Here is a 10,294-nt window from a genome sequence, read left to right as displayed (position 1 = left end):
TGAAAGATGCTAAACAAAAAGCAAATGACTACGTATCGGTTTTAGGGCAGAAAGTCGGTAAGGCCTTGACCATATCTGACAATTCTCAAACGTATTATCCGCAACCCATGTATGCAGAAATGCGCATGACCAAGAGTAACGACGATGCTCCTAAGGAAACCCTAGCTGTTGGTGAAATCAATATTGTGGCTAACGTTAGTGTTAGTTTTATCTTAGAATAACAATTGTAAAACAATAAAAACAGAAACTCATTGTCACTAGACAGTGAGTTTTTTTATGTGATGAAGTACGGTTTTTATGTATTGCAGCAATTTGTTGCAAAGAAAAACCCTCCAATAAACTAGTTAGTAGAGGGTTGATTATTAGATGCTGTTTTATTTTAGCAACATCCGCCACCGTTATAGTGGTAGGTACTTTCACTAATATATATGTCACTTCTGTTTAAAGCAGCCAGAGCAGCAGCCGTTTTATCACAAACCGCTAATGGTTGGTTTTTTAATAAAGTATGACCGTTTTTATCATCAAAAAAAGTTTCTTTACCGTAGTAAATAGCCGCTTTTCCTGTAAAGACGCAAGGACCATCAGCTGGCATAGCATCTTTAATAGCACAAACTTCGATACTTTCAATAAAGATTAGTTCGTCAGTAGGATAATTTTCGGTATCTAAAATACGGTACGGACGACGTCCTCTAATTTCAATCGTACCAAAACCTACATCGGTTAACGCTTTTATATAATCAGCAATTGGAATACTTCCGCTTAAGCAAAGTGCACGCAAGTGATCATCATTACGCAAGGCTTCGTTCATTTCTTGCTCACAAGTAGGATCACTCATAACCAAGCGTCCACCTGGTTTTAAAACGCGGTACATTTCTTGCAAAGCCTTTTTTAAATCTTCGGTTTTAAAAATGTTGAACAAGCAGTTTTGGGCAGCGATATCAATACTTTCATTTTCGATAGGCAAGTTGAGCGCATCTCCTTTTTTTAGTTCGACAAATTCGCTTTTGAACCACTCATTTTGCTCTTCGGCGACTAAGAAATTTTTTCGTGAAGCTTCTAACATTTCATCTACTACATCCACACCTACAACACCTCCTTTTTGACGAGAGAAGTATGCAAATTGTAATAATTCCATTCCTCCGCCTACACCCACATACAATACTTTAGGATTGTTGATTAAATCTTGCGCTGAGATGGTACTTCCGCAACCATAGTTCATTTCTTGCATGATCATAGGTATTTCCAGTCCTGGGAATTTCCAAATTGGAGTAGTGGTGCAGCATAATCCAACATCTGGAGTTAAGGCTGCGTTTTTGTACAAATCGTTTGTTGCATCTAAATAGCTCATATTACTGTTTTTATATTTTATTAATTTATTTTATAGTTGGCTTACTAAAGCCTTGAATAGGGTAATCATTTTTGGTTCTGCTTCGCCAGCAATGGCTATTATTTCAGGAATATTAACCGGCTTTAAATTTTCAGGATCACACTCGTCTGTAAGTACAGAAACAGCAATTACAGGAAGTTGCAAATGATTGGCTACGATCACTTCTGGTACCGTGCTCATTCCTACTGCATCAGCCCCAATAATTTTTAAATAACGGTATTCCGCTCTCGTTTCTAATTGTGGGCCTACTACTGAGGCATAAATTCCTTTGTGTAAAGTAATAGCATTTGCTTTGGCTATAGCCAACATTTTATCATTCAGGTTTGCATCATAAGGAGCGCACATATCAGTGAAACGCTCGCCAAAATCCGAAACATTTTTGAACGCTAAGGGAGAACCTCCTTGCAGATTGATGTGATCATCTAATAACATTAAATCACCTTTTTTATAGGATAAATTAATAGCGCCTGCTGCATTAGATACTAATAAACTAGTAATTCCAAGTGCTTTTAAAACACGAACCGGAAACGTAATTTCTTGTAGCGTATAGCCTTCATACAAATGAAAACGCCCTTGCATGATGATTGTCTTTTTTCCTTCTAAAGTTCCATAAAGCAATTTCCCCGAATGAAATTCTACCGTTGAAACGGGAAAGTTGGGAATATCACTGTAATTAACGGCTACTTCTAGCTCTAAATGGTCGACTAATTGTCCTAATCCTGTACCTAGAACGATCCCAACTTGTGGGTTAGTAAATCCTTTTTCTTGTAAAAAAGCTACGGTTGTATGTATTGTTTCTTGTGTCATTAGTTGGTGTATTTGTTAAAAAAAGGAATGTTTTTTATGTCTTCGTAAGTATCTATATCATTTTTTTCTTCAAGTAAATGGTAGTTTAAACTGGCTATATCCAGCAAGGTATCTTTTAAAACAGTATCCGTTCCCCATTCTTTGTTCTTAAAGATATTATCAGGAATATTTTTCATTCCAAGTAGGTAGTAACCACCGTCTTCGGCAGGACCTATAACAATATCATTATCGTCTAGTTTTTGCATCGCCTTATCAATATCTGCACTTTCAAGAGCGATTAAATCGGAACCAATAATGACAATTTTCTCGTAACCAGCATCAAATCCACCTTGAAAAGCATTGTGCATTCTTTCCCCTAAATCAGTTCCAACCTGCAATTTTTTCTGAAAAGCAGTTGCCTCCCACATATCGTCATGATTAATCGCAACGGAATATAAAACTTGTCGGTCATAGGATGTTTCTAAAGCTACTTTTTTAGTATGTTCTAATAGTTGTATGTAAATTTCTAAAGCATTTTCATCGCCTATGGTAGCCGCCAAACGAGTTTTGACCTTACCAAGTTCCGGGTTGCGAGTAAATATCAGAATTAAATTTTTGTTCATCTTACAATTGTATTTGTTGTCCTTGCCTATGCAATTCTATTTATTTTATTGCGTGCACAGTTTATTTTCTTAAGTCTTTATTATGTAATTAAGAACAAGTTATATTTACAAAATAACAGAATACTTCTCCCTATTTTTGAAGCCAAGTCTCACCACATTCTGTGTTAAAAGCAAATTCATAATCTGTCATTAATTTATAACTAAGAGCATTCAGGTAAATAAACCTCGCATGAAAATGAATTGAGGGCGCTTTTATTACACATTGATTACTGTGCTATCCATCCTAGTTTCTGAATAGGTTATACCCAATAGAATTAGCTAGTTTTGATATTCTTGAATTGTTATTACACCACTGTTTCTATTGTTGAAATCAGAAATAATAACGAGTTAGATCGCCAAGCAGGGCGAGCCTTTGTTGGAATATTCAGAATGAAATAAATAGGATGTAGGTTGTTCTAAAGCAGCTCGGACTGCGCGGGCTTGCGATAGAATAAGTAGGAATAATTGAAATAACTTTTGATAAACTGCTTTAAAGTTGCAGAAAAGTATTTTGAGATCTTCAATTGAATCAAGGTCTCGAAGTTGCTCTAAATAGCGAGTTTTTAAGCCATTGACCTTGTATAACTTCAATAATGCTCCGTTTAAATTTTGGCTTTGCCAAGGTAAATTCAAAAATAGCTTTTCATCAAAATGTTGCTTTTTAATTCCCAAGAGATAAAAACCACCATCAACTGATGAACCTATCACAAGGTCATTTGTCACCAATTTTTGGTGCGCATTGCTAATGTGATGCTGTGTTAGATTGGGCGAGTCATTACCAATAGCGATTACAGAATCGTATTTTAAATCGTAAATAGCTTGTATAGCATTTGTAAAGCGTTCGCCAAACGTGTTTCCTATTTGTTCTTTTTCGGAAATAATAAAATAAGGCAATTTACTTTTTTTAGCTAAGGCTAACGTACGTTGGTTTAATGACTCAAAAACTTCTTTCGAGTGAAGGAACGGTTTTACCGTCGCCTCATACTCGGCAGAGTGGGCAAAAATTAATATCGCTGTTTTTAAATCTTTCATATAAATATTAAGCTACAACTCCTTGACAACTACTACCAGCTCCGGCTGTACAGCCATAACAATGTTGTGAGATGATAATATTGCGGTCTTTTAATTCGGCTTCATTAAAGCTAGAAATATGTTGCGATTTCGATGCCACTTTTAAATCCAACATTTGATTAAAGTCACAATCATACAACCAGCCATCCCAACTTACCGATACTGTGTTGGTGCACATTACATTAGCAACGGCGGCAGGATTGTAGGCTTCAACTAGCGAATACATATAATCTTCGTAATTGTCCGAAGCGATTAAATAATCTAAAAATCGAGAAATAGGTAAATTAGTAATGGCAAAAAGATTATGAAATTGAATATCAAAATCCTCTTTTAACGCTTTTTTAAAGTCTTTCTCTAATGAAAGCTGATCTCCTGGCAAAAAAGCACCTGATGGATTGTAGACTAAGTCTAATTTTAGGTCACTACCTGGCATTCCGTAACCCACAGCGTTTAATTCCTGTAAAGCTTTGATAGATTTATCAAAAACACCATCTCCTCTTTGGATATCCGTTTTTCCTTTTGTCCAGTGTGGCATAGAACTTACCACATGTATGTTGTGTTTCTTGAAAAACTCAGGCAAGTCATAATATTTTTTGTTAGCTCTAATAATAGTTAGATTAGAGCGAACAATAAAATCTTTAACTCCAATTTTCGAGGCTTCTTCAACAAACCATCTAAAATTTGGATTCATCTCAGGAGCACCACCCGTTAAATCTAAAGTAGTTACTTCAGTCGTTTTTAAAACGTCTAGTATTTGTTGCATAGTTTCAACAGTCATGATTTCTTTTCGATCAGGACCTGCATCTACGTGACAGTGTGCACACACTTGGTTACACATATAACCCACATTTATTTGAAGGATTTCAATCTTCTTTGGACGAAGAGGGAATTGATTTGTTTTTTTTATTTTGGCAGCAAACGTATCTAAAGAACCATCTTTAAAAATTCCGTTTGATAATATGTCTAACTGTTTTTCAGTATTAGATAAAGGGCTATCAGTAGCCTGAAGCGATTTTAACATAGTGTTTTAGTTTTTCAATTGTAGTTTTGAATTCATTTCCCCTCGTCATAAAATAACGGCAGGATTACCTGATAAACATATATACGAAAAAACTACATGGATAGTTTGTTGTACTTGTTCATCATTTGTACTCCATGCACTAGTGCAGCTCCTCCCTTTATGGCGGCAGTAACATGAACTGCTTCCATCATTTCTTCTTTAGTAATACCTTTTTTTAAACCATCACCAGTGTAAGCATCAATGCAATACGGACACTGAACAGCATGCGAAACCGCTAATGCAATTAGTGATTTTTCACGGGCTGATAGGCTTCCTTCTTGGAAAACTTTTCCGTAATATTCGAAGAAACTATTTCCTAAATCTTCACTCCATTCTACTATTTTACCAAATTTTTTTAAATCCGCTGGGTCGTAATACGTCTTTTCCATTTTTATTTTTTTGTAATATAACTAGATTTTTTTACTTATTGTTTATTTCAATGGTTAACTGCAATTGAAAAATAGGGTACTTTTTAAGCCTGTGCTAACTCCCATAATGCTAAAATGATTTCAATGCGGCGTCACCATTACGCAACTAAGATACTGTTTTTTTGATATTTTTGATTTCAATAATTATTTTAAAGTATTCGTTTACCTAACTTTAACAATTGTTTTATATACGAGATGTAGTTGGTTTTGGATTAGAAAAATAGAGGATAATTATTCTAATTAGCGCTGAATTGCCTGCTGAATTAGAATAAAAACGAAAGGACTTTACAACAATAGAAAAAGCACTTAGAAATGCAACTGCCCTATAGTTAGTTCAATGATAGGAGTTTATCACTGTTTTAAAACTTAAAACCAAAGCTTTTAGCGAAATAAAAATAACAACAAATTGTATAATTTATTTATCATTTTTGTAAGTCGGACTAGTATTTTAAAATAAGTTAGAATTAGTCTTCAATTAATTGTTTTATTTGAAGATTAAATTTTTCTCCTCCGTAGTCAGCAAATCCTTGATATTGCATCCTTACTATTCCGTTTTTGTCTACAACAACTGTCGTAGGTAAGGCACCAGAATAAATTTCTTTTGGCAACTTAGATGTAGCTTGAAAAATAGGTATAGAGTAATTTTTCTTGACTAAAAACTGCTTTCCAATTTCAATATCGTCGTCCATGTTAATCATTAAAAATACGATGTCCTCATTTGATTTGTATTTAGAGTACAATTTTTCAATAGAAGGAAATTCAGCAATGCATTGTGGGCACCAAGAAGCCCAAAAGTTGATAAATAGTACTTTCCCTTTTAGGTCTGCAGTATTCATTTTATTGCCTTCATAATCTCTAAAATCAAAATGATCGCGGACAGCATTGTCTGTGGAATTATTAGATAAATTTCAGCATCGAAAAGTCCAGTAAACATCAATTGTTTAATCAGAAAAGATTTTGCATCAGGACTAAATAGGAGGACCGCCATTAGAACTGCAAATAGAATTGTCGAAAGGTGTTTTTTAAACATCTTTAAATTAAATAACCCACTTGGTTTATTCTCTTGGTTGCTATTTTCGATCATTGATTTATATATTTTGTTTTGGTGTGCTGTGAATTTGCCACCAAACTAAATGAATTAAAGCTAAAAGTATCGACTTGGATTTGCTTTATGCAAAAAATTAACGTAACTCTAACCCAAAGGTAATTAAATCAAAATGTGAAATGCGGCAGCTTTTTGATATTGTATTTATGCTATTGTAAAAAATCACAGCTGAAGGTTGCCTACCATTTCATGCCACCTAAAAAAATATTAATTACTAAGCAAAATGACCTAATCCAACACCTGAGCAAGTCTGCCTAGTTTGTCATTCTGCAACAATGGAACTCACGCATTTGCAACGAGCATTCATAATCAAGGTCATTGTGGGCTGCGTGGTGTTTATACCGATTACATATTCAATATAGTCCAATTGCATTGTACTATTTTCATATTGTATCGGCATTAGACCGGAAAGTCTTGGACTAAAATAAAAATTCATTTGGTATTACTTCATCTTTGCTGTAAATATAATTCGAAGCACCTCTAGTTCTTTCTTGTATTTCAAATCTGTTCTTGAGGCAAAATACAAGGTGTTTTCGGTTTTTACTTTTCTTTCCCAAACTACATTGATCTCTTTATTCAAAATCTCCTTTTGACATAGAAAATCAGGCACTAATGCCAGTCCGTTTTCATTAGATAAACATCGAATGATAGAAGTGATATTAGGCAAAATATAGTTGGGTTTAAAAGATGGTTTTTTATTGAAATTCTCAAACCAAAAACGTCTAAAATGCTCCATTTCGTTGGAGGAACTATACCAACTATTTTTCAATAATTCTGCTTCTAAGGCATTCAAATTATTAGCTTCGATCTGCTTTTTAATCTCGGTCGTATCCGTTTTATTTCCTGCAATGAGAATAATTCTTTCTTTCGAAAAAGGGACATACTCCACCGGCGATTTTTTCTCATTTTGTTTTCTGGGCGTAATCACTAAATCTAAAATGCAGCTATTCAAGTCTTTTATTAAATCGGTATGAGCACCAAATCGTGCCACAAGGTCAAAATCCAACTTCGGAATTTCGGGTTCTATAATAAGTTGGAACATCTCAGAACACATACCAATATTTATGGAAGGATTTGTTTCTTGCGTTGTTCTTTTAAAATGCTGTTCGGCAATTTCCAGCTTGTTCAGCGATTCTATAATGTATTCGTATAAAAATTTTCCATCTTCCGTAGGAATCATTTTTCTCGAAGTGCGTTCAAATAATTTTTTCCCAACATAGGCTTCTAAGGCGTTCAAGTGCACGCTAACACCAGGTTGAGAGGAATATAAAGCAATCGACGCTTTAGTTAAAGTGCCGTTTTCATATACTTCTTTAAAAGTTCTATACCATTCTAAATTGACCATAACTATTACTATTATAATACAAAGGTGTGATTTGTATTATTTTTACAATACAAAAAATCAACTTAATTTTGTCCCATAATTAAACAAAGAAAGATGAAAAATATATTTATAATAAATGGAGGTCATCCATTTGCACATTCTGGAGGTCGATTTAACGAAACACTTTTCAATACTTCAATTGGTTACTTTAATTCAAATGAGAATTTTGATGTAAAATCTACTCAGGTTGGTGACGATTATGATGCAAAGGAAGAAGTAGAAAAATTTAAATGGGCAGATATCGTTATTTACCACACCCCTATTTGGTGGTTTCAGATTCAATTTGGTTTCAAAAAATATATCGATGAAGTTTTTACCGAAGGGCATCAAAGCGGAATTTATAAAAGCGACGGAAGAAGCAGAACAAATCCAGATATCAACTACGGAACTGGTGGAATGATGCACGGAAAAAAATACATACTCACCACTAGTTGGAACGCACCCAAAACAGCTTTTACCTTAGAAAATGAGTTTTTCGATCAAAAAAGTGTTGACGAAGGGGTTATGTTTGGGTTTCACAGAATGAATGCTTTTACAGGTATGGAATTGATAGGTACACACCATTTTCACGATATGGAAAAAAATGCAGATGTACCGCTGGAGTTAGAAAATTACAGTGGCTTTTTAAAGAAAATCACTTTGAAGATGTAATTACTATGACTTTCTAAAAGTTGATTTTTAGATCTATAAAACTATCTATTAGTATACAATCGAGCGAAGTCGAAATCTATAATTGATTATTGACTTCGCTCGATTTTGCAATTGCACAATTATGTAAATCGGATGGATTTTAAATCCACCTAGTTTGTCATTCTGATAGAATTACATACACCCCAGTTGTACAAAGTTTAAAAATAATACTGTCGCTGCGCAAATGTCTCTGACTCTGCGCCCACAACAATGAACCACAAAGCGAATTAAAAATTAAGTACTGTATTTTTAAAATCTGTAAATTGCTTATTAATTTTCAATAAAAAGCAATGAAAGAAGGATATGTAATAAGAAACCAAACCAAAGCACACTTTATTACAGCAACTGTTGTAGATTGGATTGATGTATTTTCTAGAAAAAGTTATAGAGACATTGCGATTGACTGCCTTAATTTTTGCGTCAAAAACAAGGGTATGATTGTATATGGTTATGTAATTATGAGCAATCATATTCATTTAGTTATTCAATCAAATGATTGTAGTTTATCGGATCTATTACGTGATTTTAAAAAATTTACAGCCAAGACTATTTTAGAACAAATTCAAACTGAGCCTGAGAGCAGGCGCGAATGGATGCTAGAACGATTCAAACTAGCGCCCCAGAGTCATTCCCGTAATAAGAATTATCAGTTTTGGCAATATGGTAATCATGCTGAGGAGATTTATACTGCTAAATTTATGTGGTCAAAATTAGACTATATACACATGAATCCTGTTCGAGCAGGAATTGTAGAAAGCGCCTCCGATTATATTTATTCGAGCGCTAGTAATTATGTATATGATAGTGGTTTAGTTCAGATAGAAAAAATGGATAACCCTATAGTCGATGTTTTGAAATCTTGGTCATTTACAAAATATAATAAGTATTAGCTACTGCAATTGTCAATAGGAATGGGCGCACAGTCGGAGAAATTTGCGCAGAGTTCACGATGTAATTGCCGTTTGAAAATTGAATAGGGAATTATACTTTGCGGAGCGGGTGCCAAGCTTTTTCATTTACGCTAAAAAATGAATAGCGTCCCGTCCTTTCGTTGAAATTTAGATTGTGTGCCATGATATTAAAGTTTTAAAAGTTGAAAAAATGATTAAGTACTTAGTGTTAAAATGGTAAATCCTCAGCAGGTTCTGGCGTGAAGGTCTTTGTGTTATCCTGTTTTGTAATTCCTTGTGAAAATTCAATTTTCTTACTACCTCCGTGCAATTTTATTGTCGATGTATGAAAATTCAAACTTGATTTTAATTCTCCGTTACTAGCGGTCCAGGCTCTTGCACTTACTCTACCTGTAAGCTCAGCTAAAGCGCCTTTGTTTAGTATTTTTGCAACATTTGGACTTATCCAGTAGGAGCAATTAAAATAGCTTGTTTGCTCTATGCGTTCGCCTTGCTTATTTCTGTAGCTGTCGTTGATAGCCACTGAAAAATTCACTACTTGTTTGTCTCGCGGGGTTTTGTGTATTTCCGCATCCTTTGTTAATCTTCCGATGATGTTCATGATTTTCTGTTTTTAGGGTTATTTTTTTTAAATTAATTTATTCGGTAATGAGAGGAGGAGATGTTTTCTTTCACTCTAAATCCAATATAAATAGTACTACATTTCATTGTTGACATTTTTTTTATTCGTCCAAAGAGTCGGAGTATGCTATGTTTCGTTTCGAGAGCATAAAAGGTTAGTGTTTAGCAAAAACAAGGTTTTATCAAATA

General features: G+C 34.3%; 11 protein-coding genes and 1 pseudogene. 3 read left to right on the top strand and 9 right to left on the bottom strand.

Features of this window, described 5'->3' with window-relative positions; translation table 11 throughout:
- A partial coding sequence (locus tag P8M54_RS02565) for an SIMPL domain-containing protein (protein WP_300284712.1) occupies nt 1-221 on the top strand: 221 nt, incomplete at its 5' end.
- A gap of 158 nt (nt 222-379) precedes the next feature.
- On the opposite strand, the gene arsM is transcribed toward P8M54_RS02565, so the two are convergent.
- The 8 genes and pseudogenes from arsM to P8M54_RS02525 form a co-directional block, all read right to left on the bottom strand.
- Nucleotides 380-1,348, bottom strand: a complete 969-nt coding sequence (gene arsM / locus P8M54_RS02560) for an arsenosugar biosynthesis arsenite methyltransferase ArsM (protein WP_300284709.1) — start codon at nt 1,346-1,348, stop codon at nt 380-382.
- 30 nt (nt 1,349-1,378) lie between these two features.
- Complete coding sequence (locus P8M54_RS02555; protein WP_300284706.1) at nt 1,379-2,194, bottom strand: purine-nucleoside phosphorylase; 816 nt, start codon at nt 2,192-2,194, stop codon at nt 1,379-1,381.
- Nucleotides 2,194-2,796, bottom strand: a complete 603-nt coding sequence (locus P8M54_RS02550) for a TIGR04282 family arsenosugar biosynthesis glycosyltransferase (protein ID WP_300284703.1) — start codon at nt 2,794-2,796, stop codon at nt 2,194-2,196. The genes P8M54_RS02555 and P8M54_RS02550 overlap by 1 nt, the downstream gene beginning before the upstream one ends.
- A gap of 387 nt (nt 2,797-3,183) precedes the next feature.
- Complete coding sequence (locus tag P8M54_RS02545) at nt 3,184-3,867, bottom strand: DUF2064 domain-containing protein (RefSeq protein WP_300284700.1); 684 nt, start codon at nt 3,865-3,867, stop codon at nt 3,184-3,186.
- A gap of 7 nt (nt 3,868-3,874) precedes the next feature.
- Nucleotides 3,875-4,927, bottom strand: a complete 1,053-nt coding sequence (arsS, locus tag P8M54_RS02540; protein ID WP_300284697.1) for an arsenosugar biosynthesis radical SAM (seleno)protein ArsS — start codon at nt 4,925-4,927, stop codon at nt 3,875-3,877.
- Nucleotides 4,928-5,019: 92 nt separating this feature from the next.
- Nucleotides 5,020-5,355, bottom strand: a complete 336-nt coding sequence (locus P8M54_RS02535) for an arsenosugar biosynthesis-associated peroxidase-like protein (protein WP_300284694.1) — start codon at nt 5,353-5,355, stop codon at nt 5,020-5,022.
- A gap of 503 nt (nt 5,356-5,858) precedes the next feature.
- Nucleotides 5,859-6,266, bottom strand: a pseudogene (locus P8M54_RS02530) (TlpA disulfide reductase family protein); the annotation flags it as partial.
- 675 nt (nt 6,267-6,941) lie between these two features.
- A complete protein-coding gene (locus P8M54_RS02525; protein WP_300284691.1) occupies nt 6,942-7,844 on the bottom strand; it encodes a LysR family transcriptional regulator in 903 nt (300 codons plus the stop codon).
- Nucleotides 7,845-7,937: 93 nt separating this feature from the next.
- Between P8M54_RS02525 and P8M54_RS02520 the strand changes: the two genes are divergently transcribed.
- Nucleotides 7,938-8,534 (top strand): NAD(P)H-dependent oxidoreductase, encoded by a 597-nt coding sequence (locus tag P8M54_RS02520; protein ID WP_300284688.1) that lies wholly within the window; start codon nt 7,938-7,940, stop codon nt 8,532-8,534.
- 329 nt (nt 8,535-8,863) lie between these two features.
- The gene (locus P8M54_RS02515; RefSeq protein ID WP_300284685.1) at nt 8,864-9,463 is read left to right on the top strand and encodes a transposase; all 600 of its coding nucleotides are present in this window, start codon (nt 8,864-8,866) and stop codon (nt 9,461-9,463) included.
- Nucleotides 9,464-9,692: 229 nt separating this feature from the next.
- On the opposite strand, the gene P8M54_RS02510 is transcribed toward P8M54_RS02515, so the two are convergent.
- Nucleotides 9,693-10,085 (bottom strand): single-stranded DNA-binding protein, encoded by a 393-nt coding sequence (locus P8M54_RS02510; protein WP_300284683.1) that lies wholly within the window; start codon nt 10,083-10,085, stop codon nt 9,693-9,695.
- Nucleotides 10,086-10,294 lie beyond the last annotated feature (209 nt).

This window comes from Flavobacterium sp. (genome assembly GCF_029242675.1).
Lineage (GTDB): Bacteria > Bacteroidota > Bacteroidia > Flavobacteriales > Flavobacteriaceae > Flavobacterium.
Note: the sequence above shows the minus strand (reverse complement) of the source record. Positions and strands in the feature narration are given on the sequence as shown.

Bases quoted from the DNA above. Each gene is read 5' to 3' on its own strand.
- P8M54_RS02535 (WP_300284694.1), bottom strand. From the start codon at position 5,355: ATGGAAAAGACGTATTACGACCCAGCGGATTTAAAAAAATTTGGTAAA.
- P8M54_RS02510 (WP_300284683.1), bottom strand. From the start codon at position 10,085: ATGAACATCATCGGAAGATTAACAAAGGATGCGGAAATACACAAAACC.
- P8M54_RS02525 (WP_300284691.1), bottom strand. From the start codon at position 7,844: ATGGTCAATTTAGAATGGTATAGAACTTTTAAAGAAGTATATGAAAAC.
- arsS (WP_300284697.1), bottom strand. From the start codon at position 4,927: ATGTTAAAATCGCTTCAGGCTACTGATAGCCCTTTATCTAATACTGAA.
- P8M54_RS02555 (WP_300284706.1), bottom strand. From the start codon at position 2,194: ATGACACAAGAAACAATACATACAACCGTAGCTTTTTTACAAGAAAAA.
- arsM (WP_300284709.1), bottom strand. From the start codon at position 1,348: ATGAGCTATTTAGATGCAACAAACGATTTGTACAAAAACGCAGCCTTA.
- P8M54_RS02520 (WP_300284688.1), top strand. From the start codon at position 7,938: ATGAAAAATATATTTATAATAAATGGAGGTCATCCATTTGCACATTCT.
- P8M54_RS02550 (WP_300284703.1), bottom strand. From the start codon at position 2,796: ATGAACAAAAATTTAATTCTGATATTTACTCGCAACCCGGAACTTGGT.
- P8M54_RS02515 (WP_300284685.1), top strand. From the start codon at position 8,864: ATGAAAGAAGGATATGTAATAAGAAACCAAACCAAAGCACACTTTATT.
- P8M54_RS02545 (WP_300284700.1), bottom strand. From the start codon at position 3,867: ATGAAAGATTTAAAAACAGCGATATTAATTTTTGCCCACTCTGCCGAG.